At 68.7% G+C, this 24,866-nt stretch carries 25 protein-coding genes; 13 read left to right on the top strand and 12 right to left on the bottom strand.

Features of this window, described 5'->3' with window-relative positions:
* Nucleotides 1-55: 55 nt before the first annotated feature.
* The 9 genes from SFB74_RS32175 to SFB74_RS32135 are packed head-to-tail and all read left to right on the top strand — an operon-like array spanning nucleotide 56 to nucleotide 8,723.
* Nucleotides 56-1,381 carry an MFS transporter gene (locus tag SFB74_RS32175; protein ID WP_432728437.1) on the top strand — a complete coding sequence of 442 codons (1,326 nt, stop codon included), beginning with the start codon at nucleotides 56-58 and terminating at the stop codon, nucleotides 1,379-1,381.
* A 25-nt stretch (nucleotides 1,382-1,406) separates the two neighbouring features.
* The gene (gene ltnD / locus SFB74_RS32170) at nucleotides 1,407-2,333 is read left to right on the top strand and encodes an L-threonate dehydrogenase (RefSeq protein ID WP_432728436.1); all 927 of its coding nucleotides are present in this window, start codon (nucleotides 1,407-1,409) and stop codon (nucleotides 2,331-2,333) included.
* Nucleotides 2,330-3,226, top strand: a complete 897-nt coding sequence (locus tag SFB74_RS32165) for an alpha/beta fold hydrolase (protein WP_432728434.1) — start codon at nucleotides 2,330-2,332, stop codon at nucleotides 3,224-3,226. The genes ltnD and SFB74_RS32165 overlap by 4 nt, the downstream gene beginning before the upstream one ends.
* 25 nt (nucleotides 3,227-3,251) lie before the next feature.
* Nucleotides 3,252-4,268: a D-erythronate dehydrogenase gene (gene denD / locus SFB74_RS32160; RefSeq protein ID WP_432728433.1), complete on the top strand. Its 1,017-nt coding sequence runs from the start codon at nucleotides 3,252-3,254 to the stop codon at nucleotides 4,266-4,268.
* Between the two features lie 6 nt (nucleotides 4,269-4,274).
* Nucleotides 4,275-5,546 (top strand): 3-oxo-tetronate kinase, encoded by a 1,272-nt coding sequence (otnK, locus tag SFB74_RS32155; RefSeq protein WP_432728431.1) that lies wholly within the window; start codon nucleotides 4,275-4,277, stop codon nucleotides 5,544-5,546.
* On the top strand, nucleotides 5,543-6,211 hold the full coding sequence (locus SFB74_RS32150; protein WP_432728430.1) for an aldolase: 669 nt from the start codon (nucleotides 5,543-5,545) through the stop codon (nucleotides 6,209-6,211). The genes otnK and SFB74_RS32150 overlap by 4 nt, the downstream gene beginning before the upstream one ends.
* Before the next feature lie 12 nt (nucleotides 6,212-6,223).
* The gene (otnI, locus tag SFB74_RS32145; protein WP_432728429.1) at nucleotides 6,224-7,045 is read left to right on the top strand and encodes a 2-oxo-tetronate isomerase; all 822 of its coding nucleotides are present in this window, start codon (nucleotides 6,224-6,226) and stop codon (nucleotides 7,043-7,045) included.
* Complete coding sequence (locus tag SFB74_RS32140; RefSeq protein ID WP_432728428.1) at nucleotides 7,042-8,241, top strand: amidohydrolase family protein; 1,200 nt, start codon at nucleotides 7,042-7,044, stop codon at nucleotides 8,239-8,241. The genes otnI and SFB74_RS32140 overlap by 4 nt, the downstream gene beginning before the upstream one ends.
* The gene (locus tag SFB74_RS32135) at nucleotides 8,238-8,723 is read left to right on the top strand and encodes a RidA family protein (protein WP_432728427.1); all 486 of its coding nucleotides are present in this window, start codon (nucleotides 8,238-8,240) and stop codon (nucleotides 8,721-8,723) included. The genes SFB74_RS32140 and SFB74_RS32135 overlap by 4 nt, the downstream gene beginning before the upstream one ends.
* Here SFB74_RS32135 and SFB74_RS32130 read toward each other — a convergent pair.
* From SFB74_RS32130 to SFB74_RS32075, 12 genes are all read right to left on the bottom strand, one after another.
* Nucleotides 8,716-9,384, bottom strand: coding sequence for a TetR family transcriptional regulator C-terminal domain-containing protein (locus SFB74_RS32130; protein WP_432728426.1), 669 nt, complete (start codon nucleotides 9,382-9,384; stop codon nucleotides 8,716-8,718). The genes SFB74_RS32135 and SFB74_RS32130 overlap by 8 nt on opposite strands.
* Nucleotides 9,381-10,346, bottom strand: a complete 966-nt coding sequence (locus SFB74_RS32125) for a PDR/VanB family oxidoreductase (protein ID WP_432728425.1) — start codon at nucleotides 10,344-10,346, stop codon at nucleotides 9,381-9,383. Before SFB74_RS32125 ends, SFB74_RS32130 begins: the two co-directional genes overlap by 4 nt.
* A 37-nt stretch (nucleotides 10,347-10,383) precedes the next feature.
* Entirely contained in the window at nucleotides 10,384-10,974 is a 591-nt protein-coding gene (locus SFB74_RS32120; RefSeq protein WP_432728424.1) for an NAD(P)H-dependent oxidoreductase, read from the bottom strand.
* Between the two features lie 167 nt (nucleotides 10,975-11,141).
* A complete protein-coding gene (locus SFB74_RS32115) occupies nucleotides 11,142-12,170 on the bottom strand; it encodes an ABC transporter substrate-binding protein (RefSeq protein ID WP_432728423.1) in 1,029 nt (342 codons plus the stop codon).
* 59 nt (nucleotides 12,171-12,229) lie between these two features.
* Nucleotides 12,230-13,615: an FAD-binding oxidoreductase gene (locus tag SFB74_RS32110; protein WP_432728422.1), complete on the bottom strand. Its 1,386-nt coding sequence runs from the start codon at nucleotides 13,613-13,615 to the stop codon at nucleotides 12,230-12,232.
* The gene (locus SFB74_RS32105) at nucleotides 13,605-14,495 is read right to left on the bottom strand and encodes an ABC transporter permease (RefSeq protein WP_432728420.1); all 891 of its coding nucleotides are present in this window, start codon (nucleotides 14,493-14,495) and stop codon (nucleotides 13,605-13,607) included. Before SFB74_RS32105 ends, SFB74_RS32110 begins: the two co-directional genes overlap by 11 nt.
* The gene (locus SFB74_RS32100; protein WP_432728419.1) at nucleotides 14,473-15,285 is read right to left on the bottom strand and encodes an ABC transporter ATP-binding protein; all 813 of its coding nucleotides are present in this window, start codon (nucleotides 15,283-15,285) and stop codon (nucleotides 14,473-14,475) included. Before SFB74_RS32100 ends, SFB74_RS32105 begins: the two co-directional genes overlap by 23 nt.
* The gene (locus SFB74_RS32095; protein ID WP_432728418.1) at nucleotides 15,282-16,103 is read right to left on the bottom strand and encodes a creatininase family protein; all 822 of its coding nucleotides are present in this window, start codon (nucleotides 16,101-16,103) and stop codon (nucleotides 15,282-15,284) included. The genes SFB74_RS32100 and SFB74_RS32095 overlap by 4 nt, the downstream gene beginning before the upstream one ends.
* Before the next feature lie 172 nt (nucleotides 16,104-16,275).
* Entirely contained in the window at nucleotides 16,276-18,897 is a 2,622-nt protein-coding gene (locus SFB74_RS32090; RefSeq protein ID WP_432728417.1) for an autotransporter outer membrane beta-barrel domain-containing protein, read from the bottom strand.
* A 121-nt stretch (nucleotides 18,898-19,018) separates the two neighbouring features.
* Nucleotides 19,019-20,644, bottom strand: a complete 1,626-nt coding sequence (locus SFB74_RS32085) for an MFS transporter (RefSeq protein WP_432728416.1) — start codon at nucleotides 20,642-20,644, stop codon at nucleotides 19,019-19,021.
* 148 nt (nucleotides 20,645-20,792) lie between these two features.
* Nucleotides 20,793-21,563, bottom strand: coding sequence for an amino acid ABC transporter permease (locus tag SFB74_RS32080; RefSeq protein WP_432728415.1), 771 nt, complete (start codon nucleotides 21,561-21,563; stop codon nucleotides 20,793-20,795).
* Between the two features lie 84 nt (nucleotides 21,564-21,647).
* Nucleotides 21,648-22,412, bottom strand: coding sequence for a basic amino acid ABC transporter substrate-binding protein (locus tag SFB74_RS32075; protein ID WP_432728414.1), 765 nt, complete (start codon nucleotides 22,410-22,412; stop codon nucleotides 21,648-21,650).
* 324 nt (nucleotides 22,413-22,736) lie between these two features.
* Here SFB74_RS32075 and SFB74_RS32070 point away from each other — a divergent pair, with 324 nt between their 5' ends.
* The 4 genes from SFB74_RS32070 (at nucleotide 22,737) to SFB74_RS32055 (ending at nucleotide 24,720) form a co-directional block, all read left to right on the top strand.
* Nucleotides 22,737-23,309: a hypothetical protein gene (locus tag SFB74_RS32070; RefSeq protein WP_432728413.1), complete on the top strand. Its 573-nt coding sequence runs from the start codon at nucleotides 22,737-22,739 to the stop codon at nucleotides 23,307-23,309.
* 10 nt (nucleotides 23,310-23,319) lie between these two features.
* Nucleotides 23,320-23,862 (top strand): GTP-binding protein, encoded by a 543-nt coding sequence (locus tag SFB74_RS32065; RefSeq protein ID WP_432728412.1) that lies wholly within the window; start codon nucleotides 23,320-23,322, stop codon nucleotides 23,860-23,862.
* On the top strand, nucleotides 23,859-24,242 hold the full coding sequence (locus tag SFB74_RS32060; protein ID WP_432728411.1) for a roadblock/LC7 domain-containing protein: 384 nt from the start codon (nucleotides 23,859-23,861) through the stop codon (nucleotides 24,240-24,242). Before SFB74_RS32065 ends, SFB74_RS32060 begins: the two co-directional genes overlap by 4 nt.
* 118 nt (nucleotides 24,243-24,360) lie before the next feature.
* A complete protein-coding gene (locus SFB74_RS32055) occupies nucleotides 24,361-24,720 on the top strand; it encodes a hypothetical protein (protein WP_432728410.1) in 360 nt (119 codons plus the stop codon).
* Nucleotides 24,721-24,866 lie beyond the last annotated feature (146 nt).

Here is a 24,866-nt window from a genome sequence, read left to right as displayed (position 1 = left end):
CAAAACTCAAATTTGTATGATGACCTGACAAATAACCCGAGACATAGCCTCCCTCATGACTTCCTCGACCCTCCAGGCCGGCGCCGCGTCGCTCGCCGCCGCAGATGCCGCGCTCGAAAAGCGCACCTACTCCAAGGTGTTCTGGCGCCTCGTGCCCTTCCTCATGCTCTGCTATGTGATCGCGTACCTCGACCGCGTGAACGTCGGCTTCGCCAAGCTGCAGATGGGCCAGGACCTGGGCTTCAGCGAAACCGTGTTCGGCCTGGGCGCCGGCATCTTCTTCCTGGGCTACTTCCTGTTCGAGGTGCCGAGCAACCTGCTGCTCAACCGCGTGGGTGCGCGCATCTGGATCGCGCGGATCATGATCACCTGGGGCCTGCTCTCGGCCTGCTTCATGTTCGTGAAGACGCCCACCAGCTTCTACATCCTGCGCTTCCTGCTCGGGCTGGCCGAGGCGGGCTTCTATCCGGGCGTGATCCTGTACCTCACGCACTGGTACCCGGCGCACCGGCGCGCGCGGATCATCGCGGTGTTCATGTCGGCCATTCCGGTGGCGGGCATCTTCGGCAATCCGCTGTCGGGCTGGATCATGGACAGCTTCCACGGCGTGTCGGCCATGAGCGGCTGGCAGTGGATGTTCCTGATCGAGGCCATCCCCGCGGTGCTCATCGGCCTGGCGGTGCTCTTCTATCTCGACAACGGCATCGCCCAGGCGCGCTGGCTCAACGCCGAGGAAAAGGCGCTGCTGCAGCGCGAGGTGGCGAACGACGCCGCCCACGGCGCGAAGGGCCCGCACTCGGTGGCTGGCGTGTTCCGCGACGCGCGCATATGGTGGATGGCGTTCATCTACTTCGCCTTCGTCATGGGCCAATACGCACTCACCTTCTGGCTGCCCACGCTGGTCAAGGCCACGGGCGTGCAGGGCAACCTGAACATCGGGCTGCTCAGCGCCATTCCGTTCCTCTGCGCCATCGTCGCGATGAACCTCTTCGGCCGCAGCGCCGACCGCCGCCAGGAGCGCCGCTGGCACCTGATCGTGCCGGCCATGATGGGCGCCGTGGGCTTCACCGTGGCAGCCTCGTACACGCAGAACACGGCCGTGTCGCTGGCGTTCCTTTCGCTCGCCGCGGCCGGCGTGCTGACCTGCGCGCCGCTCTTCTGGTCGCTGCCCACCGCATTCCTCACGGGCACGGCCGCCGCCGCCGGCATTGCCGCCATCAACTCCGTGGGCAACCTCGCGGGCTTCGTGAGCCCGTACCTCATCGGCTACCTGAAAGACCTGACGGGCAGCACGCAGATCGGCATGTACGTGCTGGCCGGCGCGCTGGTGCTCGGCGCCATCGGCGTGTGGTTCACGCCGAAGCAACTCGTGAATCGTTGACCCGCGAAAGAGAAAGAACTCCTGCATGACTTCCAGCAACAACACCCCCGTCGTCGGCCTCGTGGGCCTGGGCGCCATGGGCGCCGGCATGGCGCAGTCGCTGCGTCGCGTGGGCCACGCGCCGCATGTGTTCGACGTGCGCCGCGAGGTCGCCGAAGCCTTCGCGCGCGACGGCGGCACGGCCTGCGCCACGCTGGCCGAGTTCGGCGCGCAGTGCGACATCGTGGTCAGCGTGGTGGTGAACGCCGCGCAGACCGAGTCGGTGCTGTTCGGCGACGGCACCGTGCCCGGCTGCGTCGCGTCGATGAAGCCCGGCAGCGTCTTCGTGATGTGCTCCACCGTCGACCCGAACTGGTCGGTGGCGCTCGAAGCGCGCCTGGAAAAGCTGGGCATCCTCTACATCGACGCGCCCATCTCCGGCGGCGCAGCCAAGGCCGCGAGCGGCCAGATGACGATGATGACCGCCGGCAAGCCCGCCGCGTACGAGAAGGCCGGTGCCGTTCTCGACGCCATGGCCGCCAAGGTCTACCGCCTGGGCGACAGCGCCGGCGCGGGCAGCAAGGTGAAGATCATCAACCAGCTGCTGGCCGGCGTGCACATCGCGGTGGCGGCCGAGGCGATGGCGCTGGGCCTGCGCGAAGGCGTGGACCCGGCGGCGCTGTACGAAGTCATCACGCACAGCGCGGGCAACAGCTGGATGTTCGAGAACCGCATGGCGCACGTGCTCGCGGGCGACTACACGCCGCTGTCGGCCGTGGACATCTTCGTGAAGGACCTGGGCCTGGTGCTCGACGTGGCGCGCGCGAGCAAGTTTCCGCTGCCGCTGTCGTCCACCGCGCACCAGATGTTCATGCAGGCCTCGACCGCCGGCTATGCGCGCGAGGACGACAGCGCCGTCATCAAGATCTTCCCGGGCATCGAGGTGCCGGCACCGAAGGGGAAAGCCTCATGAGTGAGTCAACGCTCAAGTTTGTCGACACGCCGTTGCTGCGCATCGGCTACGAGGAGTGGAACCCCGCCGGCAAGGCCACCGCGGTGCTGGTGCACGGCTGGCCCGACAGCCTGCGTTGCTGGCACGGCGTTGCCGAGCGGCTCGTCGAAGCCGGCTGGCGCGTGCTGCTGCCCGCCCTGCGCGGCTTCGCACCAACGACCTTCCTGCATGCCGATACGCCCCGTAGCGGACAGCTTTCGGCGCTGGGTCGCGACCTGCTCGACTTCATCGATGCGCTCGGCCTGCAGCAGCCCGCGCTGGTCGGCCACGACTGGGGCGCGCGTGCGGTGGGCAATGCCTGCGGGCTTCGGCCCGGCGTCGCGAGTTCGCTCACACTGATGTCGGTCGGCTACGGCACCAACGCGCCCGACCAGCCGATGCCGCTCGCGCAGGCGCGCAACTACTGGTACCACTGGTACATGGCCACTCCGCGCGGCGAACGCACCGTGCACGAAGACCGCATCGCCTTCACCCGGATGATGTGGGACACCTGGGCACCGGCCGGCTGGTACCAGCCCGCCGAGTTCGAGGCCACCGCCGCCGCCTTCGAGGGCGATGACTGGGCGCGTGTGGTGGTGCATTCGTACCGCCATCGCTGGGGCCATGTGCCGGGCGATCCGCACTACGCGGCCGACGACGGCGCGCTCAGCCCCGCGCCCGTGCTGTCGGTACCCACGCTGGTGCTGCACGGCGCGGCCGATTCCTGCAATCATCCCGACACCTCGGCCGGCAAGGAGCGCTTCTTCAGCGGCCCCTACTGCCGCGAGCTGCTCGACGGCGTGGGCCACTTCCCGCAGCGCGAGGCGCCGCAGGCGGTGGCGGACGCGCTGCTGCGCTTCCTGCCCGCGCTCTAGAAAAAGTACGAAAGACAAGACGACCATGAACATCCTCATCACCGGCGGCTGCGGCTTTCTCGGCGCCCGCCTCGCACGCACGCTGCTCGCCGGCGGCAATCTCGCGCTGGCCGGCGGCGCCGCGCAGCCCGTCTCGCGCATCACCCTGGCCGACCGCGTGCCGCCGCCCGCCGACCTGGCGGCCGACGCGCGCGTGCAGTTCGTGCAGGGCGACCTGCTGGAGCAGCTCGCAAGCGGCGCGCTGCCCATCGCCGACACGCAGCTCGTCTTCCACCTCGCCGCCGCGGTCAGCGGCGAATGCGAGGCCGACTTCGATCTCGGCATGCGCAGCAACCTCGACGCCACGCGCGGCCTGCTCGAAGCGGCGCGCCGCGCGGGCCATTCGCCGGTGTTCGTGTTCTCCAGCTCGGTGGCGGTGTTCGGCGATTCGCCCGAGCAGCGCCTGCCGGCCGTCATCGAAGACACCACGCTGCCGACGCCGCAGAACAGCTACGGCATCCAGAAGTTCATCGGCGAGCAGCTGGTGGCCGACTTCACGCGCAAGGGATTCGTGCAGGGCCGCAACGTGCGGCTCATGACGGTGTCGGTGCGCCCCGGCCGGCCCAACGGCGCGGCCTCCAGCTTCCTCAGCGGGATGCTGCGCGAGCCGCTGGCGGGCGAACGCGCGCGCTGCCCCGTATCGCCCGACACGCCCGTCGCGCTGGCCTCGCCCGGCAACACTGTCGCGGGCATCGTGCGCGCGGCCACCGCCGGCGCCGCCGAGTGGGGTGCGCGCACCGCCATCAACCTGCCCGCGCTGACCACCACCGTGAGCGAGATGGCGCAGGCGCTGGAGCGCATCGCGGGCAAGGAAGCCACCGGCCTGATCGACTGGGAGCCCGATGCCGCCATCGCGAAGATCGTCACCAGCTGGCCCAGCCGCATCCACGCCGCGCGCGCCGAGGCGCTGGGCCTGAAGGCCGACACGAGCTTCGACGCGATCCTGCGCGACTACGTGCGCGAGAACGCGCAGGCCGTGAAGCTGCCCATCGCGAAGGACTGAAGAGCCATGGCAAAGCTCATGCTCGGCTGCATCGCCGACGATTTCACCGGCGCCACCGACCTCGCCAACAACCTCGTGCGCGCCGGCATGCGCGTGGTGCAGGCCATCGGCGTGCCTGAAGGGCCGCTCGATGCCGACGTCGATGCGGTCGTCGTCGCGCTCAAGTCGCGCACCATCGCGCCGGCAGAAGCCATCGCCCAGTCGCTCGATGCATTGCGCTGGCTGCAGGCACAGGGCGCGCAGCAGATCTACTTCAAGTACTGCTCGACCTTCGACAGCACGCCGCAGGGCAACATCGGCCCCGTGACCGAGGCGCTGATGGCCGCGCTGCAGTGCGACTTCACCATCGCCACGCCCGCCTTTCCCGACAACAAGCGCACCGTGTTCAAGGGCTACCTGTTCGCGGGCGACGTGCTGCTCAACGAGAGCGGCATGCAGAACCACCCGCTCACGCCAATGACCGACCCGAACCTCGTGCGCGTGCTGCAGGCGCAGTGCAAGCGCAAGGTGGGGCTCGTCGACTACGCGGTGGTGGCGCGCGGCGCGGCTGCCATCGGGGAGCGCATCGAGCAACTGAAGTCCGAGGGCGTCTCCATCGCCATCGTCGACGCGGTCTCGAACGACGACCTGCTGCGCATGGGCCCGGCGCTCGCGAAGATGCCGCTGCTCACGGCGGGCTCGGGCGTGGCCATCGGCCTGCCGGCCAACTTCGGCCTCGCTCCGTCGTCGCAAGCCAGCGCACTGCCCAAGGCTGGCGGCAGGACGGCGGTGGTCTCGGGCAGCTGCTCGCTGGCCACCAACCGCCAGGTGCTCGACTTCATCCAGCGCGGCGGCGCGGCGATGGCCATCGATCCGCTGCGCATCGCGGCGGGCGTGGATGTCGCCGCCGAGGCTCTGGCGTGGGCCGCTCCGCTGATCGACAAGGGCCCCGTACTCGTCTACTCGACCGCCGAGGCCGGCGCAGTGAAGTCGGTGCAGGGCCGTCTCGGCGTGGAAGAAGCCGGCGCGATGGTCGAGCGCACCATCGCCGCCATCGCGCGCGGCCTGGTCGAGCGCGGCGTGCGCCAGCTGGTGGTGGCCGGCGGCGAGACCTCGGGCGCCTGCGTGCAGGCGCTGGGCATCGCGCAGATGCAGATCGGTCCGCAGATCGACCCCGGCGTGCCGTGGTGCCATGCGCGCTCCGAAGCCGCACCCGAGGCCGGCCTGCATATCGCGCTGAAGTCCGGCAACTTCGGAAGCGACGATTTCTTCACCAAGGCATTTACAGTGCTCGCATGACCGAGAACGAAGCCCGCGAGGAAATCTGTCGCGTCGGCCGCAGCCTGTTCGAGCGCGGCTACGTGCACGCCACGGCCGGCAACATCAGCGTGCGGCTGGACGACGGCGGCTTCCTCATCACGCCCACCGACGCCTGCCTCGGCTTTCTCGACCCGGCACGGCTGGCAAGGCTAGACGCGCAGGGCAAGCAGACCGGCGGCGACCGCGCCAGCAAGACCATCGCGCTTCACACGCGCATCTATGCCGCTGCGCGCGAGTTCGATGCGAATACCGCCTGCGTGATCCACACGCACAGCACGCACTGCGTGGCGCTCACGCTGCAGGCTCCCGGCGACGAGCTGCTGCCCGCGCTCACACCCTACTTCGTGATGAAGGTCGGCCATGTGCCGGTCATTCCGTACCACCGCCCGGGCGCGCCCGAAGCGGCCGAGCAGGTGGCGCAGGCCATCGGGCGCTTCGGTGCCGCCGGCACGCCGATCCGCGCCGTGATGCTCGCGCGCCTCGGTCCCAACGTGTGGCACGACACACCGGCCGCCGCCATGGTCGTGCTCGAAGAGCTCGAAGAAACCGCACGGCTCCAGCAGCTCGCGCAGGCCGCAAGGCCCGCGCCGCTGGATGCCGGTCAGATCGATGAACTGCGCCGCACTTTCGGCGCGCGCTGGTAGTAAAAACACCCCATGCCCCAATTCGCAGCCAATCTCTCGATGCTCTATCCGGAGCTCGCCTTCCTCGACCGCTTCGACGCCGCCGCGAAAGACGGCTTCAAGGCCGTGGAATACCTCTTCCCCTACGACCTCGCCAAAGAAGAAATCGTCGCCAGGCTGAAGCACAACGGCCTGCAGCAGGTGCTGTTCAACGGTCCGCCGGGCGACTGGAACGGCGGCGAGCGCGGCCTGGCCTGCCTGCCGGGGCGCGAAGCCGAGTTCCGCGAAGGCATCGCCAAGGCCATCGACTACGCAGTGGCGCTCGACTGCCCACGCATCCACGTCATGGCCGGCCTCGTCCCCGCGGGACAGCAGCGCGACGCGCTGCAGCCGGCGTACGTCGACAACCTGCGCTGGGCCGCGGCCGAGGCCGCCAAGGCGGGCCGCGACGTGCTGATCGAGCCGATCAACACGCGCGACATTCCGGGCTTCTTCCTCAACCGGCAGGACCATGCGCACGAGATCGTCGAGACGGTGGGCGCGCCCAACCTCAAGGTGCAGATGGACCTCTACCACTGCCAGATCGTCGAGGGCGACGTGGCGATGAAGATCCGCAAGTACCTGCCCACCGGCCGCGTCGGCCACATCCAGATCGCGGGCGTGCCCGACCGCAACGAGCCCGACATCGGCGAGCAGAACTACCCGTACCTCTTCGACGTGCTCGACGAGGTGTCGGCGCAGTGCGGCTGGCAGGGCTGGGTCGGCTGCGAATACCGGCCGAAGCGCGGCGCGGAGCCCGGCGGCACCTCGGCCGGACTCGGCTGGCTGCGCACCTGGCGGCAGCAGCACGCATGAAGCTCGAAGCGCTGCGCATACCGGTGCCGCTGCGTGCATTCGCGGCGGGCGATGCGCAGCTGTTCGACATCGTGCTGGCCGGCGACAAGGTCGCCTCCATCGTGCCCAGCGCACAGCAGCAGCACGCGAAGGGCACGCTGCTGAGCGCACTCGTCGAGGCCCACGCGCACATCGACAAGAACTACACCGTGCAGGACGTGGGTGCGGCCGAGGGCAACCTCTTCGTGGCCATCGAGCGCATGAACCGGCACCGCGAGAGCTGGACCGGCGAATCGCTGCGGCTGCGCATGGAGCGCGCGCTGCAAGACGCATGGCGATCGGGCACGCGTGCGCTGCGCACGCACCTCGATTGGGTGCAGCCCGAGCCGCCGGCCGCGCTGGCGGTGTTCGAGGCGCTGCGCGAGGAATGGCGCGGCCGCGTCGAGCTGCAGTTCGTCTCGCTCACGCCGCTCGACCTGTTCGCCGACATTGCCGCGGGCGAGCGCATCGCGCGCGATGTGAAGCGCGCGGGCGGCGTGCTCGGCGCATTCGTCTATCGCAACGAGGGCATCGTCCACAAGCTGGGTCGAGTGTTCGACCTCGCGCAGCAGCACGGACTGGCGCTCGACTTCCACGTCGACGAGGGCCTGGACATCGAGGCCACCGGCCTGCGCAGCATCGCCCAGCTGGTGCGTGCGCGCGACTTCAGGCTGGGCGTGGTCTGCGGCCATGCCTGCTCGCTCTCGGTGCAGGAAGACGCAGTTGCCGCCGAAACGCTCGCGCTGTGCGCCGGCGCCGGCATCCACCTCGTCGCGCTGCCCACCACCAATCTCTACCTGCAGGGCGCGTGGGACCGCACGCCGGTGCAGCGCGGCATCACGCGCATCCGCGAGGCGGCGGCACGAGGCTTGCGTGCGAGCCTGGCAACCGACAACGTGCAGGACGCCTTCTATCCCTACGGCAGCTACGACCTGCTGGAGACCTTCGGCCTCGGCGTGCAGGCGGCGCACCTCGCGCCCGCATCCGACTGGCTCGACACCGTCACCGTGAATCCCGCGAAGGCGCTGGGGCTCGCATGGGACGGGCGCATCGCGCCGGGCTGCCCGGCCGACCTGCTGGTACTGTCGGCCACCGGGGAACACGAACTCATCGGCCCGCGCGGGCGGCAACGCACCGTCATCCGCGCCGGCCAACCACTGGAGAGCAACGAACGATGAGCATGGGCAAGCCGATGGCCAACTACGCGGCCGCCAAGCGCGTGGGCGATTTCGTCTTCATGAGCGGCGTGGTCGCCGTCGATCCGGCCACGCGCCGCGCGGTCGCCGGCTACGACGCCATTCCGGAAGAAGCGCGCACCGCGCTGCAGGGCGTGGGCTACGCCACCGGCCAGATGTCGGTGGACGTGTTCGAGGCGCCCATCGTCGCGCAGAGCTGGTTCGTGCTGGAGCGCATCCGCCAGATCGCCGCCGAGCATGGCGGCACGATGGAAGACGTGGTGAAGCTGGTGCAGTACTTCCGCCACCTGCCGCACTACGCCTTCTACAACCGCGTGCGCGGCCTGTTCTATCCGGGTGAGCCGCCGGTCAGCACGGTGGTGGAGGTCTCGCGCTTCCTGCCGGGCGACGAGGTGCTGGTGGAGGTGGAAGCCACCATGTACCTGCCCCGCACCGCCTTTTCTTCTTCGCCGTCTTCTACCTGACGCCGGCGCCCTTGAGCAGGAATTCCGTGACCTGCTCGATCAGGTAGCGCCGGTCCTTGTCGTCGCCTTGCTGCGCGGTGTCGCGGAAATAGGCGGCCTGCGTGGCGTGGTCGGCGTAGAACTGCGTCACGGCCCAGATGTGGAACAGCACCAGCATCGGGTCGGCCTCGTCCATCAGGCCCTGGTTCATCCAGTTGCGGATCACGGCGGCGGCCTGGTCGGTGCGCTGCTTGCTCGTGTCCATCATGCTGTTGAGCACCGGCGCGCCGCGCATCATCTCGGCGGTGAAGATGCGCGATCGCAGCGGGTGCTCGAACGAGAACATCATCTTGCGGCGGATCAGGTCGCCCAGCACCTTGCGCGGGCCGAAGGCCTCGTCGCTGAAGCCGAACACCACGATCCAGTCGTTGAGGATGTCCTGCAGCACCTGCCGGTACAGCGCCTCCTTGCTGTCGATGTAGTAGTGCAGCTGCGCCTTCGACAGACCCGCCTTGTCGGCGATGGCCTGCGTCGATGCGCCGGCCAGCCCTTCGCTCGCGAACACCTCGATGGCGGCCTGGTTGATGAGGCCGAGCACCTGCGTGTACTTGCGCGAACGGCCCCGCGTGGCGGGCGCTTCTGCGTCGCTCTCTTCGTTGATGGAAGCAGGCCGCGCACTCACAGCTGCAATTCCAGTTCCAGCCCCTTGGCGCGCGAGCAGCACAGCGCCACCTTGTGGCGGCGCTCGCTGCCCGTGAGGCAGAAGTCGCGGTGCTCGGCACCTTCGCCGTCGCCCTCGACCACGCAGGTGCCGCACAGGCCCTGCTGGCACGACACCGGAATGTCGATGCCGACCTCGTGCAGCGCGTCGACGGCGGTCTGGTCCGCTGCCACCGGCACCGTGATGCCGCGCCGCGCGAGCTTCAGCGTGAAGGGCAGGCCGGCTGTGGCGCCCGCGTCGGTGGGCGCCGCGAAGTATTCGGCGTGCAGCGCGTCCTCGGGCCAGTGCGCGGCGGCTTCGCGCACCGCCTGCATGAAGCCGCCGGGGCCGCACACGTAGAGATGCGTGCCGCTCGCGCGCTCGGCCAGCAGCGAACGCAGGTCGATGCGCTGCGATGCGTCGCCCTGGTCCAGGTGCAGGCGCAGGTGCGGTGCGAGGGACGGCGCATGCAGCGCATCGGCGAAAGCCAGGTGTTCCTCGCTGCGCGCGAACACGCACAGCGTGAATGCCGCGCCGCGAGCCGCAAGCGCCTGCGCCATTGCCAGCAGCGGCGTCATGCCGATGCCGCCGGCCAGCAGCAGGTGGTGCGTGGCGTCATCGCGCAACGGGAAGGTGTTGCGCGGCGCGCTGATCGGCAGCAGGTCGCCCTCGCGCACGCGCTCGTGCATCGAGGCCGAGCCGCCGCGGCTGGAAAGCTCGCGCTTCACGCCGATCATGTAGCGGCCAGCGTTGGCGGCCGACGGCGCCCGCGCCAGCGAGTACTGGCGCGAGAAGCCGCCGGGCATGTGCACGTCGATGTGCGCGCCGGCCTCGTAGGAAGGCAGCGGCCGGCCCCACGGGTGGGCCAGCTCGAAGGCCAGGATTTCCGGCGTCTGGCGCGAGATGCGTTCGACGCGGACGGTGAGCGTGCGTTCGAGGCTCATGGTGTCGTGTCTCCCTCTGGAGTCTGTGGCTCTACTGCTAGATGCTGCTCAGCTTGCGCGAGACGCGTTCGATGAAGTGGGTGCGGTCGTTCTCGGTGACGGCGTTCATGTCGTGCAGCTGCAGCCATGTCACCTTGCAGCGCCACGCGAAGAGCGCGCGCAGCGCCCGCGTGAAGAGCCGCCTGCCCGGGTCGCCGATGACCATCACGAACCAGCGCGGCGAGCCGCCGGTGGTCACCACCGTAAGCCGCCTGATGTGCCGCATGCCCGACTTCGCGAGCTGCCCCTTGCGTTCCGCCGGCAGGAAGGCCACGCCGGGCAGCCAGACCCGTTCGAGCCAGCCCTTGAGCATCGACGGCGGCCCGTGGAACCAGGTGGGAAACACGAACACCAGGTGCTCGGCCCACAGCAGCGCTTCGACGTGGGGTTTCACACGTTCGCGTATCAGGTCGGGGTTGTCGAGGTAGGCGATGCGCTCTTCGCATGTCAGCGTGGGGTCGAAGCCCTCGGCGTACAGGTCGATGGCCTTGACGGGATGTCGCGGCTCGAGCGCCTCGAGGGCGGTGCGGTAAAGCGCGTGGTTGAAGCTGTCAGGGTTCGGATGGCAGTGGACGACTAGCGTTTTCATGGTTGAGGGCCGGTTCGCTCAGCACATGCGATGGCTGGCGAGACGGGGTCAGAGCCCAGGGAATGAAAGGCCGCGCGGTGCCTTATGGCAACCCAGGCGCCGGCATCTGACCCCGGCGCAAGCCCCGCGCGACCCACGGGAAAAAATCGGTGTACCTGTCTGCGTGCTTACTTGCCCGTGAGCTTCTTGCGGACGTCGACACCGACGCCCTTGTTCACGAACTGCGTGGTGACCACCTTCGACAGGTCGACCTCGCCGGGCTTGTAGAGGCCCGCCTTGACCATCTTGTCGTAGAAGTCCTTCACGCGGGCCTCGTCCATCGCGCCGATGCCCTTGGTGAGCGATTCGCCGCTGTCGACGATGCCCATCTTCTTCATCAGCTCGATGGAGCCCTGCAGCGTGGCGATGGGCGAGTCGGGGTTGGTCTTGGCGATGAGCTCGTTGGCGGCCTTGTTGTCGCCGTAGAGGTAGTTGTTCCAGCCGATGATCGATGCCTCGATGAACTTGCGCACCGTCTCGGGCTTGGTCTTCACCAGGTCGGCGCGCGTCTCGATGGTGGTCGAGTAGGTCGAGAAGCCGTTGTCGGCCAGCAGCTGCACCACCGGGTCGAAGCCGGCCTGCGCCTTGATCGACAGCGGCTCCGAGATGGCATAGCCCTGTTGAATGGACTTCTTGTCGGCCAGGAACGGGCCCACGTTGAAGGTGTAGGGCTTGAGCTGCGAGTCCTTGAAGCCGTGCTCCGACTTCATCCACTGCCAGAAGCTGAACTGGCCGTCCTTGCCGATGAAGGCCACCGGCGCCTTGGTCATGTCCTTGAAGGTGTCGAAGCCCTGGCCCGGGTGGGCGAACATGGCCTGCGGGTCTTTCTGGAAGAAGGCCGCCACCACCACGGTGGGCACGCCGTTCTTCACGTTGTCGAAGGACTGCAGCAGGTTGCCGGTCATGAGGAAGTCGACCTTGCCGGCCGGCAGCATCGGCCGGTTGTTGACCATCGGGCCGCCCTGCTGGATGTCGACGTCGAGGCCGTACTTCTTGTACGTGCCGTCCACCAGCGCCTGGTAGAAGCCGCCGTGGCCGGCCTGCGCCTTCCAGTTGGTGGCGAACACCACCTTTTCCTGCGCCTGCACGGCGAAGGCGGCGCCCGCGAGGGCCAGGCCGAAGACAAGCGGGCGGAGATCGAAAGCGGGGATGCGCATGGGAACGTGCTCCTGTGGAGGTTTCGTTGAAAAGTACGGGATGCGGAGACTAAGGCTTTTCAGCGCCCGACGGCCATGTCGGGGCGCCATCCGCGCGTTTTTCCGGGGTTCATCAGGCCCATCGGGTCGCTGCGCTTCTTGAACTCGATCTGCTGCGTGTCGATGGTCTTCATGCCGCCGTCCTCGATGGTCACGACGTGCGGGTTGAAGATCACGCAGCCGCCCTGCGATTCGATCTCGCGGATCACCTCGTACTGGTGCGCCTCGCCCTTCCAGCGCACCAGCAGGATGCCGAAGGTGCCGCACTCGCCGTTGGCGCGTGCGAAGTCCTGGTGCTGCAGCACGTCGTCGCCGAAGATCTTCAGGTGCCGCTCCACCACGGCCGGGTCGAAGGGCTGGGCGTAGGCCACCTGCAGGTAGGTCCAGCTGCGGTCGGCCTTCAGCGCCTGCAGCGTGGTGTGGTTGAAGGCGCACTCGTACGCCGGCGGCAGGCCGTCGGCGAGCAGCTCGGCCTCGGTGCCGGCCACCGAGATGGTGCCGCCCTGCGCCGCGGCGAGCGCGCGGAAGTCCGCCATCGATTCGGGCGAGACCATCGCGAACACCGCGTGCCGGTCGGCCGGGAAGCGGTCGCGCATGGCCGTGTAGTAGGGCGAGAAGCGCGCCTCCACCGTCGACAGCAGGAAGATGTCGAGCGAAGGCGCCTGCGCGGCGATGCCGAAGTCGAGCGCGCCGCGATACGTGTCGAAGAGCACCGTGCAGTGCACCCAGTCGACGGCGGGGCTCAGCGCCACTTCCACGTCGAGGATCACGCCGTTGGTGCCGTAGGCGTGGTGCACCTGCTGGATCTCGTCGCCGTGCAGCTCGATGACGCGCGGCTCGCGCTCCACCGTCATCACGCGCGCGCGCAGCAGGTTGCCGGGGTCGCGCAGGATGCCGTGGCGGAACGAGCCGATGCCGCCGAAACCGCCCGCGATGAAACCGCCGATGGACGCCACATGCCAGGTCGAGGGCCACATGCGCAGCGCCTGCCCGGTCTCGCGCGCGGCGAGATCGATGTCGTGCATGCGCGCGCCGGCCTCCACGCGGATGCTGCCCGGGCGGATGTCGAGCACGCGGCACATCTGCGTCACGTCGAGCACGATGCCGCCTTCGAGCGGCACGCACTGGCCGTAGTTGCCGGTGCCGCCTGCGCGCACCGTGAGCGGCAGCTTCCACTTCGCGGCCACGGCCGCGGCCTGGCGCACGTCGTCCTCGGTGCCGACCTTCACCACGAGGTCGGCCACGCAGCCCGCGAGCTGCGCGGTGAGGATGGGGCTGTACCAGTAGAAGTCCTTCGACAGCTGCTTGCGCTGCCCGGGCGCGGTGATCACGTTGAGGCCGCGCAGGTCCTCGCGCACGGCGTCCCAGTCGACGGCCGGCGCAGGAGTCGGGGTTCTAGCGTTCACGGCGCATCTCGCTTTCGTGCCAGTGGCCGAGCACCAGGCGCGACAGTGCGGCGAACACGATGAAGATCACGATGCCCAGCAGGGACACCAGCAGCAACGCCGCGAACATCATCGGGATCTCGGTGCGGAAGCTCGATTCGAGGATGCGCGAGGCCAGCCCCGTCTCCTTGCCCGCAGTGCCGGCGGTGAACTCGGCCACCACCGCGCCGATCAGGCTCAGGCCGCCCGCGATCTTCAGGCCCGCCATGAAGTAAGGCAGCGCACTCGGTGCGAGCAGGTAGCGGAAGGTCTGCCAGGGCGAGGCCTTGTAGAGCTGGAACAGGTCGCGCAGGTTGCTGTCGGCGCTCTTCAGCCCGATGACCGTGTTCGACAGGATCGGGAAGAAGGCTACGATCCATGCGCACAGCAAGAGCGCCGCCGTGGTGCTCGACACGTAGATCAGGATCAGCGGCGCGATCGCGATGATCGGCGTGACCTGCAGGATCACCGCGATCGGGAAGAGGCCGATCTCCACCCACTTGAAGAGCGCGAAGGCAATGGCCAGCAGCACGCCGCCCACGATGGCCGCGACCAGCGCCAGCAGCGTGAGCTTCACCGTGAACCACAGCGCACTCGACAGCGAATCCCAGTTGTCGAACAGCGTGCGGATGATGAGCGAGGGCGCGGGCAGGATGTAGTGCGGGATGTTGTTGGCGCGCACGGTCCATTCCCACGCCAGCAGCAGCAGCGCGACGATGGCCGCGGGCACCACGATGCGCAGCATCGACTCGCGCCGGCGCAGCCGGTCCTCGTGCGCGCGCAGCGAGGCCTCGGAGGGCGCCGCGCCGGCATCCGCGAGAGGGGCGGACTGGGCGGGTTCAGTGATCGATGTCGACGCCATGCAGGGCTCCGTGCAGGGATTGCGACACCGCGGTGCAGTGCGCGTTGTAGCGGGTCGAGGTGCGGAAGTCTTCTCCGCGCGGGTAGGGCTCGTCGATGCGGATCTCGTCGATCACGCGGCCGGGCCGCGCCGCCATCACCACGATGCGGTTCGACAGATACACCGACTCGTACACGCTGTGCGTGACGAACACCACCGAGAAGCGGTGCTCGCGCCAGATGGCCAGCAGGTCGTTGTTGAGCTTGATGCGCGTCATCTCGTCGAGCGCGGCGAAGGGCTCGTCCATCAGCAGCAGGCGCGGGTGCGTGACCAGCGCGCGGGCGATCGACACGCGCATCTTCATGCCGCCGGAGAGCTCGCGCGGGTACACGTCGGCGAAGCGCGAGAGGCCGACCATCTCCAGCGCCTGCTTCACCACCGGCGCGGCGGCGTCGCGGCTGGTGCCGGCCAGCTTCAGCGGCAGCCAGACGTTGTCGAACACCTTGGCCCAGGGCATGAGCGTGGGTTCCTGGAACACGAAGCCCAGGTCGCGGTCTGTCTTGCCGTTCTTGCTGGCGGTGCTGGCACCGGACCAGTGCATGTCGCCCGAACTCAGGCGCGTGAGCCCCGCGATGAGGCGCAGCGCCGTGCTCTTGCCGCAGCCCGAGGGGCCGAGGAAGCTGATGAAGTCGTGCTCGCCGATGTCCAGCGACATGCCCTGCAGCGCGAGCGTGCCGTTGGCGAAACGCTTGCTGACGTTGCGCAGGCTGACCAGCGGCACGCTGGCGGCGGTGGTGGCGTCGGCGCTCATTTCCATGCGGGCTGGTTGGCCAGGCGCGAGAGCGGGAAGCGGTCGATTTCCTGCAGCAGCTCGACGAAGCGGCGGCCCACGTGGTCGAGCACGGCGGCGCCCTTCTCGGCGGTGGCGCGCGTGGCGTCGCCTGCGGCGCCCGCAGGGTTGATGTCGTGCATCTGCCAGCCGAGCTTGCCGCTGGGGGTGATCGAGAGGAACTTGTTCTCCGCGGCCAGCTGCTCGGTCATGGAGCCGAAGTTCTGGAACTGGTCCTGGCGCACATAGTCGGGCGTGAGGTGCAGCATCACGGAGCTTTCGAGATCGCCGGCGTGGATGCCGTGCTTGCCCTCGTGCGCGGTGAAGAGGCCCTCGGGCAGGCCCAGCGTGTACCAGTTGGCGGCCACGACCATCATGTCGTGCTCCTCGCGCAGGTCGCGCGCGACGATGTCCATCACGCTCATCTGGCCGCCGTGGCTGTTGTAGAGCACCAGCTTGCGCACGCCGGCCTTGGCGACGCAGGAGCCGATGTCCTTCCACATCGAGATCAGCGTGTTCGCCGACACGGTGAGCGTGCCCGGGTAGCGCGAGTGCTCGTTGCTCTTGCCGTAGGGCACGGTGGGCAGGAACAGCACCGGCAGGTCGTCGGGCAGGTACGGCAGCGTGGCTCGCACCATGCCGTCGATGGTGGCGGTGTCGGTCGACATCGGCAGATGCGGACCGTGCTGCTCGGTGGCTCCCACCGGCAGCACGGCGATGAGCCGTTCGCGGTCGAGGCGGGAGAACTCTTCGCTGGTCAGGTCGGACCAGAAGCGGCTGCGCAGGGGCGGCGGATTCATCGCGGGTGTACCTCGTGGCGCCGGGTGTGGCGGTGGCTTAAATTATCCATACGGTCAAAAAAGGCAGGCTATCCGTGGATACCCGGCAATTTTCGCTCATGCAAGCCGCGTGCCATCAAATTCACCCAAGTGGTCAAGAAATGGCTGTTTCCGGGCAGGCCGCCGCCCGCCTTCACCAGCGCAGGCGCATCCCGACCTGCCCCTGCCAGCCGGTCTGCTGGGTGTTGCCCACGGCGCTGGTGTAGGCCAGGCCGCCGTAGACCGCCAGCTTCCTGTTCAGCTGCCCCACGATGCCGCCGCCCGCCTCGAGCGCGCCCGAATTGCGGCGGTTGACGACCTGGTCGGTGGGCCCGAGGTAGATCGCGTTGCTGCCGCTGAAGGTGTGCCACAGGTTGAGCTTGAGGTACGGCTTCCACACGCCGCCGCCGGCCTCGAATCGGCCTTCGATCCGAGCGCCCAGACGGCCGGTGACGACGTTGTCGCGCTGGAAGCGCACGGAGGAGATGCCGTCGTCGAAGCTGTCGAGCGAGCTGCGCTGCCAGATCAGCTGCACCTGCGGCTGCAGCGTGACGCTGTCGCTGAGCGCCAGCGGGTAGCCGGCCTCGATCGACGCGGTGACGCTGGTGCCGTGCGGACGGCCGCCGCGCCCCAGCGTGGAGCGTGCATCGGCCTTGTAGCGGGTGGCCAGCAGCACGGCGTCGCTGTACCAGCCGCTGCTCGCGATGCGGGTCCAGTACGCGCCCAGGCTGTAGCCCTCGACGGTGATGCGGCCGGCCGCCTCGTTGGTGGCGCCGTCGGCGATGCCGCTCGCGTTGCCGCTGGCGCGCGTGTAGCCGCCCAGCACGCCGACGCGATGGCGTCCGCCCGATGCGTCGGTGGCGGCCAGGAAGTCGTGGCCCAGCTGCAGGCCGCTGACGCTGCCGTCGAACTGCGGGTTCGCATCGCCGCGCAGGCGCTGGCGCGTGCTCTCGCCGAACACGCGGCCCCACGAGGCCTGCCGGCCTTCGCTGCCGGTGTCCCCCGCGTCGTTCGCGAGCAGTTGCTGGTCGCCCTGCCGGTCGTGGAAGGTGCCCAGCTGCGCCAGCCCGAGGCGGCGCACCGCGATCGGCAGCGCGCTGTACAGCGGGATCTCGGGGCGGTAGAGCTTGACCTGCTCCACCGGCATCGGCCTGCCCGTGGCCTCGGCCTCCTCGATGGCTTCTTCCAGCGAGCCCACCACATGGCCGTCGACCAGGTAGCCGTTGTTGCGCAGGTACCAGTTGTTGGAGTTGCCGCCGGTCGCGCCGCCGCGGAAGAGACGGTAGCTGTAGGCACCGGCTTCCAACGCCTGGGTCAGCGAGAAGGCGTTGTCGGCCGTGGTGGCGCCGTTCACGGCCTGCACCACCAGGATGCCGTCGGCCAGCGTGGGCGCGCCCATGCCGCCGCGGTTGATCACGCGCAGGCTGGTGGCGCCGGAGGCGGTGCCGCCGTCGATCACCAGCCTGTCGGACGGCGAGTTGTCGCCCGCCAGCACGGTGTTGACCTGCATCAGTGCGCCGCTGCCGCCGAAGTAGTTGCCGCGCACGGTGAAGGCGCCGAAGTTCGTGCCGTCGTTCGGGCCGGGCAGCAGCGTGCCCTGGTTGGTCACGTTGCCCGCGAAGGTGCCGGTGCCGGCCACCGTGGCGCCCGGCAGCACGGTGATGACGGGACTCGTGAGCGTGGCCGGAAGGTTGAAGCGCCCGGACTCCACGCGCACAGAGTCGGAGAAGTTCGCGTCGGTCAGCCACGACCACGCGGTGCCGCGCATCGTGAGGTTCTGGAAGTTGCGGAACGCGTTGTCGACCGTGCCGCTGCCCTCGAGGAAGGTGCTGGCGGTCTTGCCGATGCCGCCGTCGGCAGCGCCGCGTATGACCGATCCCGTTTGCAGGATCAGCGTGCCGAGGCCGAGCGCGCCCATGTAGATCGCGTCGGTGTTGTCGGCGCCGCCGTGTCCCTCGATGGTGCCGGCGTTGACCAGTGTGTCGTTGCCGTTCTGTCCGCGATAGCCGTAGCCGTTGGCGCTCGACAGCGTGGCGCCGGCGCGGTTCTCCACGCGCGAGAAGAAGCTCGTGCCCAGCGTGTTCGCATGCACCGCATCCGCCCCGCCCGAGGGCGAGTTGGCGCCGGTGGTGGCGATGCTGCCGGTGTTCACCAGCAGGTTGGTCACGAGGTTGCCGCCCTGCAGGTAGACGCCCTTGGCCGAGTTGCCGCTGGTCGAGATGCTGCCGTTGTTGACGACGGTGTTGCCCGGCCCCAGCGTCGAGATGCCGTGCGAGCTGCCGCCCGTGGTGGAAATGCTGCCGTTGTTGGTGATGAGCGTGCGCGTGCTGCTGTTCGACGTGACCAGGATGCCCGAGGTGCCGCTGCTCGTCGTGCGGATCGTGCCGTTGTTGGTCATGGTGTTGTCGTTGCCCGTGGCCACCATCGCCGCGCGCGCCGAGCCCGAACCGCCCGAGACGGTGATGGCGCCGTTGTTCGTGATGGTGCTGGCGTCGCGCACCAGCAGGGCCTGCGTGGCGTTGGTGGTCAGCGTGGCGCCGTTGTCCACCGTGATGCTCACGCCGGTGCTGCCCGGCGTGGCGATCACGCTGTCCGAGCCGGTGGTCGTGCCGCTGCAGACCACGGTATCGCCGGTGCCTGGCGTGGCGGTTGGGCCGCAGGCGGCGTTCGCCGCGCCGCCCGCCAGCCCTGCAAGGGCGGCTGCGAGCCATGGAAGAGGAGACACCGTGAAGGCCGCGTTGCGGCGAAGGGACCTGTCGCGTTGCTCCAGACGCATGGCTCTTGCTCCTTCTTGTTGTTCGCAAGGCCGAGGGGCCCGGCGCGGCCCATTATTCAGGGCATTTAACAATGAGGAAACAATCGAACTTCCGTATCACAGGGTCCGACCGGATGCCGGTTCAGCGCCGCACGATGTACCGCGTGATGACCGGTCCCGCCTCGCCGATGTGGAAGGCGAGCCGCCGTTCGCGCAGCGCCATGTCGCTGGCGGTGGCGCGGTTGAAGCGGCGCAGGTGGTCGGTCCACGACTCGTCGACGATCTGCTCCACGTAGCGCTCGGGCTGCGCGATGTCGTGCAGCAGCTCCCAGCCGATGGCACCCTGGCTCAGGCGCGCGCGGCGCGTCTGCTGCATCACGAGGTGGAAGGCCGCGGCGCGTGCCGGATCGATGAGGTACTCGACGGTGATCACCACCCGGCCGTTTTCCTCCGGGGCTTCCGCGGGCGGGCCGACGGCCCAGCCGGCCTGCGCGGGGCTGGTGTCGTCCTCGCCGCTCACGTCGGTCACCCAGCGCAGCGCCGCGAGCATCAGCAGCGTGCCGCTGACGGCAGCCACGCTGAGGCTCGCGACGAGCGAGGTGACGGTGGCCACCTGCCCCCAGATGGCCGCGCCGATCGCGCTCGCGCCCATGATCGCCATCTGGTACATCGACATGCCGCGCGCGCGCACCCAGTCGGGCAGCGCGAGCTGGGCCGACACCGACAGCGAGTTGGCCACCGTGATCCACGCCATGCCGCCGAAGAACATCGCCAGCACAGCGACCCATGCATTGGGCGCGAAGGCCATCACCGCCGTGGCGCCCGACTGCAGCAGCGTGCCGCGCAGCACCAGCTGGTCGCGCCCCATCGCCTGGCGCAGCCGCGGCAGGAACAGCACTGCGACGATCGCGCCCGCGCCCATGGCCGCCAGCAGCAGCGTGAAGGTGCCCGCGCCGCCGTCCTGCAGGTTGCGCGCCAGCAGCGGAAGCAGCGCCAGCAGCGCGGTCGAGTGGAAGAAGAAGATCGAGATGCGCGTGAGCACCGCGCGCATGCGCTGCGACTGGCGCACGAACTGCACGCCCACGCGCATCGCGCTGATGAGCTTCTCGCGGCCCAGCGGATTGGGCGTGTGCTCGCGCCGCCAGCGCAGCACCACGAAGCCCGAGGCCACCGACAGCACCGCGTTCAGCGCGAACACCCAGATGCTGCCCGTGCTGGCGATCAGCATGCCGGCGGTGAGCGGGCCCACGATGCGCGATGCGTTCATTGCGATGCCGTTCAGCCCGAGCGCGGCCGGCAGCTGCGTGCGCGGCACCAGCTCGGGCACGATGGCCGCGAACACCGGCCAGCGCAGCGCCAGCCCGATGCCGTTGGCGAAGGTGAGCGCCAGCAGCAGCGGCGCGGTCATGAGGTCGAGCGCCAGCGCGGCGCACAGAACGATGGCGGTGCCGGCCAGCCAGAACTGCGTGGCCACCAGCCAGCGCCTGCGGTCGAGGATGTCGGCCAGTGCGCCGCTGGGCAGGCCCAGCAGGAACACCGGCAGCGTGGAGGCCGACTGCACCAGCGCCACCCAGATCGGCGAGGAGGTCAGCGTGGTCATCATCCACGCGGCGGCCACGTCGTTCATCCACATGCAGATGTTGGCGACGAGCCAGGTGCTCCACAGCATGCGGAACACCGGAATCTTCAGGGGCACGAGCGCCGCGAACTTCGTCGGCTGCGGCCTCGCGGCGGGGATGGGCGTTTCTTCGGGGGATATGGGGGGCATGTGGCGCTATTTTGGCCCCGGCGCCTGCGGGCTTGGCCATCTGGTCCTTCCGCGAACACCGAGGAACCGGCTTTGCCGGGCCTCAGGTGTTGCCCCCTGCAAGGGGGTTGGCGAAGCGACACGAAGTGCGCGAAGCCTGGGGGTGTGCCTAGGCCCTGTCGCTGCGCGCGAGGCGGTGTTCGAGGCGGCGAAGAAGCGTCGTGAGGATCAGCGTCATCACCCAGTAGATCACCGAGATCGCAAGGTACGGCTCCCAGTAGCGCGCATAGGCGCCGGCCACGGTGCGCGCGGCGTAGGCCAGCTCGGCCAGTCCGATGGCGGAGACCAGCGACGTGTCTTTCAGCAGCGCGATGGCGTTGTTGCCCAGCGGCGGCAGCATGCGGCGGAAGGCCTGCGGCAGCACCACGTAGCGCATCACCTGCGCGGGGGAGAAGCCCAGCGAGCGGCCCGCGTCGAACTGCCCGCGCGAGATCGACTGGATGCCGGCGCGGAACACTTCCGAGATGTAGGCCGCCGAGTTCAGCGTGAGCGCCACCACGCCCGAGATGAGCGCGCCGTGCTCCTGCTTGAGCGTGCGCGCGAGCTCGCCGTCGATCAGCAGGCCCGAGGTCGGGTGGATGAACACCGGCATCACCGCGAAGTGGATCAGGAGGATCTGCACGAACAGCGGCGTGCCCCGGAAGAAGCTCACGTACACCGTGGCCGGCCAGCGCAGGAAGAAGCGCGCGACCCAGGTCCACGGCGCGTGGCGCGGATGCGCCAGCCGCGCGAGCGCGAGGCACAGCCCCCAGCTCGCGCCCAGCAGCACGCAGACCACCGTCATGCGCAGCGTCATCCACGCGCCCTGCCAGAACAGGTCCTTGTATTCCACGAGGATGTCCCAGCGGAACCATCCGAAAAGCAGCACTGGTTGTTCCATGCTTGCGTCCTCAAACTCTCATCAATCAACGGAAAACGAAACGGCCGCGTTGGGGCGGCCGTGTTCGGTGAAATGCCGTGCGGCTCAGCGCACGTTCGGGTCCTTGTTGAACCACTTCTTGTAGATCGTCACGTAGCTGCCGTCGGCGCGGATGGCCGCGAGGCCGGCGGTGAGCTTGTCGAGCAGGGCCTTGTCGCCCTTCTTCACGACGATGCCGAAGCCCTCTTCGGGGAAGGACTTGTCGTCCAGCGTCTTCAGCTCGGGGTTCTGCGCCACGCGGTAGGCGATCACGCCGTTGTCGCCCATGGCGGCATCGACGCCGCCGCCGGCCAGCTCGGAAATGATGAGCGGCGTGCTCTCGAAGCGGCGGATGTCGGGGCTGGTCTTGCCGAACTCGCGCGAGGCGATGTCGTCGGCGGTGGAGGCGCTGACCACGGCGATCTTCTTGCCGGCCAGGTCCTTCAGCGAGGCGACCTTGCTGTTCTTCGGCAGCGCGATCAGCTGGCGGGCCGCGAAGTAGGGCGGCGTGAAGTCGTAGCTCTGCTTGCGCTTCTCGTTGATGGTGACGCCCGAGATCACGAGGTCGACGTCGCCGTTGTTCAGCGCGCCGAAGATGCCGGTGAAGGGCGTGTTGACGATCTTGATCTTCAGGCCCTGCTGCTTGGCGATGGCGTTGATGATGTCGATGTCGAAGCCGACGATCTGCTTGTCCTTGTTCTCGAAGGCGAAGGGCGCGTAGGTGGCGCTGGAGGCCACGATCAGCTCGCGGTTCTGGGCCTGGGCGCCGATCGAGAAGGCCGCGGTGGCGGAAAGAAGAACGAGCGACAGGGCGCGCCGGATGCGGTTCATGGGGTGTATCTCCCGGGAAGTGATGGCTAAGGCCGCCCGAAAAAGGGCAAAGGAGCGGGATTTTAGGCTCCCGGCCGCGGGCCCCCGGTTGCGTCGCGGCCTGCGCGGATGTGGCGCCGACGCCCTTCCTGTTAACAAACGCTGTGGATTTCTTCTCGTTGCTGGCCGCAATTTCGGGCTTCGGGCCGATTTGAAATACACCAATAGTTAACAGGAATAACAATGGCAAACCTTTGAAAACAAGTAGTCAGGGAAGAAGGTATGTCTCTCGTTCTGGGCGTCATGGGGCTCCCTCAGGTTGAGGTCGAGCTCCTCAGAATCATCGTGCGCCTCAGCTCCAATCTCCGTTCGCGCTGGACCGTCAGCGAATCGCGATCCTGCGATCTGCTGCTGATGGACGGCGATTTCCCCGCCTCCGAATGGCAGGCGCTCAGGGCGCGCTTCGTGGTGCCCATGGTGAGCCGCGGCGATGCCGCCGCCGCGAGCGCCAGCCGTGCGCTTGCCCGGCCCATCTATGCCGAGGAGCTGGTCGAGCTGCTCAACCAGGTCGGGCCCGGCACCTCGTCCGCCAATGTCGCGCATGCCGCGGCGCGCCCGGCCGGCACGCGTGCCTCGCTGGTGCGCTGGCCCTCGCAGGCGACCCTGCGGCGCCACCCGGCCTTCGTCCGGCTGGCGGCGGCGCTGTCCAGGAGCACGCAGTCGGCGGAAAGCCTCAGCGTGATCGGCCGCGTCGACGTCGAGGTGTGCAGCACCTTCCTCGGCCTGCTCGACGGCGAAGGCGCGCTGGCCTGGGCCGAGGAGGCCCCCGCGTCGCCTCGCGCGCCGTCCGGCGGCGATGCCGTGCGGCGCAAGCAGGGCCTGCTCTCGCGCATCCGCCAACGCCTCGGGCTGGCCTGAGGGAGGCCGCATGAGGGACTACAAGCTCGTCTTCACGGGCCCGATGGGCGTGGGCAAGACCACGGCCATCGCCGCCATCAGCGAAACACCGCCGGTCAGCACCGATGTCGCGAACGCCGACGCCTCGGTCGCCAAGGCCACCACCACCGTCGGGCTCGACTTCGGCCAGGTGACGCTGGACAACGGCGACCGGCTGCGCCTGTACGGCACGCCGGGGCAGGCCCGCTTCGACTTCATGTGGAAGATCCTGGTGCGCGACGCGCTGGGCTTCGCCATCCTCATCGACAACAGCCGGCCCGACCCGCTTGCCGACCTGGCGGCCTACCTCGACGGCTTCGCGGGCGCGCTCGAGAAGATGCCCTGCGCGCTCGGCATCAGCCGGCTTCCCCTGCATCCCTCGCCCACGCTCGACGACTACGCGCATGCGCTGGCGGCGCGCGGGCTGGTGCTGCCGGTGCTGGAGATCGATCCGCGCCGCAGGGACGACGTGGTCTCGCTGATCGAGACGCTGCTGATGCAGATCGAGGTGCTCGACGAAGAGGTCGCGCCATGAGGATTCCCCATGCCATCAAGCTGCGCGCGGCAAACGAGGTGCTGCGCGTGCTCGAGGACGTGAACGGCATCGCCTCGGTGGTGATCGCCACGCCCGACGGCTTCGAGATCGCCAGCGCCAGCCAGCGCCACTTCGAGCCCGCGCGCATCGCCGCGATGGCGAGTTCGATCTCCGCCATCGGCGCCGTCGTGTCGCAGGAGGCGCGCCTGGGCCGCTGCACCTGCATCACGGTGGCCACCGACAAGGGCTTCGCGCTCGTCAGCCCCGTGCGCAACGGCGAGACCGAGCTGGTGGTGAACGTCATCGCCGACGCCAATGCGGTGCTCGCCCAGGTGATGTACCGGACCGCGGCCTGCGTGCGGGCGCTCGAGGCGCCCTGATCCGCCGGCCCCCGGTCGACGCAGCGAACGACACAACCGGCGGGGACGGGTTGCATGCGACGCCCCCGCTTCATCCTTTATTCGCATGACATGAACCGAACCACAGGAAACCATTGAAATGGCCTCGATCCAGAACAGCCTCGAAAACCTCCTGACCGCCGACGGCGCCCTGTGCGCCGCCGTGGTCGATTCCGCCAGCGGCATGATGCTGGGCGCCATCGGCACCGGCGTCGATCTCGAAGTGGCGGCTGCCGGCAATACCGAAGTGGTGCGCGCCAAGCTCAAGACCATGCGCGCGCTCGGCCTGAACGACTCCATCGAGGACATCCTCATCACCCTCGGCAAGCAGTACCACCTGTTGCGCCCGATGGCGCAGAAGGAAGGCGTGTTCATCTACTTCGTGCTGGACAAGGCCAAGTCGAACCTGGCGCTGGCCCGCCGCAAGCTGCAGGACGTCGAGAAGGAAATGAGCTTCTGAGCAGCGATGCACGCATCCGCCCCCGGGGCGGATCGCCGGGCCGGCTTCCTCGCGGGAGCCGGCCTTTTTCATTCCATCCTGCTGCCGGCGCGCTGGCGGGCTAACCAAGGTTCTCGGCGCGGGATGAAGGGCATCGGCGAACAGGC

Source organism: Variovorax xiamenensis (assembly GCF_050916385.1).
Classification (GTDB): domain Bacteria; phylum Pseudomonadota; class Gammaproteobacteria; order Burkholderiales; family Burkholderiaceae_C; genus Variovorax.
This window is presented reverse-complemented; position numbering and strand designations above follow the sequence as displayed.

Excerpts from the sequence above, each read along its gene's own strand:
- SFB74_RS32100 (WP_432728419.1), bottom strand. The coding sequence starts at position 15,285 with ATGAGCGCCGACGCCACCACCGCCGCCAGCGTGCCGCTGGTCAGCCTG.
- SFB74_RS32080 (WP_432728415.1), bottom strand. The coding sequence starts at position 21,563 with ATGGAACAACCAGTGCTGCTTTTCGGATGGTTCCGCTGGGACATCCTC.
- SFB74_RS32065 (WP_432728412.1), top strand. The coding sequence starts at position 23,320 with ATGAGGGACTACAAGCTCGTCTTCACGGGCCCGATGGGCGTGGGCAAG.
- SFB74_RS32055 (WP_432728410.1), top strand. The coding sequence starts at position 24,361 with ATGGCCTCGATCCAGAACAGCCTCGAAAACCTCCTGACCGCCGACGGC.
- SFB74_RS32090 (WP_432728417.1), bottom strand. The coding sequence starts at position 18,897 with ATGCGTCTGGAGCAACGCGACAGGTCCCTTCGCCGCAACGCGGCCTTC.
- SFB74_RS32175 (WP_432728437.1), top strand. The coding sequence starts at position 56 with ATGACTTCCTCGACCCTCCAGGCCGGCGCCGCGTCGCTCGCCGCCGCA.
- SFB74_RS32140 (WP_432728428.1), top strand. The coding sequence starts at position 7,042 with ATGAAGCTCGAAGCGCTGCGCATACCGGTGCCGCTGCGTGCATTCGCG.
- SFB74_RS32060 (WP_432728411.1), top strand. The coding sequence starts at position 23,859 with ATGAGGATTCCCCATGCCATCAAGCTGCGCGCGGCAAACGAGGTGCTG.
- SFB74_RS32095 (WP_432728418.1), bottom strand. The coding sequence starts at position 16,103 with ATGAATCCGCCGCCCCTGCGCAGCCGCTTCTGGTCCGACCTGACCAGC.
- denD (WP_432728433.1), top strand. The coding sequence starts at position 3,252 with ATGAACATCCTCATCACCGGCGGCTGCGGCTTTCTCGGCGCCCGCCTC.
- otnK (WP_432728431.1), top strand. The coding sequence starts at position 4,275 with ATGGCAAAGCTCATGCTCGGCTGCATCGCCGACGATTTCACCGGCGCC.
- SFB74_RS32115 (WP_432728423.1), bottom strand. The coding sequence starts at position 12,170 with ATGCGCATCCCCGCTTTCGATCTCCGCCCGCTTGTCTTCGGCCTGGCC.
- SFB74_RS32085 (WP_432728416.1), bottom strand. The coding sequence starts at position 20,644 with ATGCCCCCCATATCCCCCGAAGAAACGCCCATCCCCGCCGCGAGGCCG.
- SFB74_RS32125 (WP_432728425.1), bottom strand. The coding sequence starts at position 10,346 with ATGAGCCTCGAACGCACGCTCACCGTCCGCGTCGAACGCATCTCGCGC.
- SFB74_RS32075 (WP_432728414.1), bottom strand. The coding sequence starts at position 22,412 with ATGAACCGCATCCGGCGCGCCCTGTCGCTCGTTCTTCTTTCCGCCACC.
- SFB74_RS32135 (WP_432728427.1), top strand. The coding sequence starts at position 8,238 with ATGAGCATGGGCAAGCCGATGGCCAACTACGCGGCCGCCAAGCGCGTG.
- otnI (WP_432728429.1), top strand. The coding sequence starts at position 6,224 with ATGCCCCAATTCGCAGCCAATCTCTCGATGCTCTATCCGGAGCTCGCC.
- SFB74_RS32165 (WP_432728434.1), top strand. The coding sequence starts at position 2,330 with ATGAGTGAGTCAACGCTCAAGTTTGTCGACACGCCGTTGCTGCGCATC.
- SFB74_RS32150 (WP_432728430.1), top strand. The coding sequence starts at position 5,543 with ATGACCGAGAACGAAGCCCGCGAGGAAATCTGTCGCGTCGGCCGCAGC.
- ltnD (WP_432728436.1), top strand. The coding sequence starts at position 1,407 with ATGACTTCCAGCAACAACACCCCCGTCGTCGGCCTCGTGGGCCTGGGC.
- SFB74_RS32120 (WP_432728424.1), bottom strand. The coding sequence starts at position 10,974 with ATGAAAACGCTAGTCGTCCACTGCCATCCGAACCCTGACAGCTTCAAC.
- SFB74_RS32105 (WP_432728420.1), bottom strand. The coding sequence starts at position 14,495 with ATGGCGTCGACATCGATCACTGAACCCGCCCAGTCCGCCCCTCTCGCG.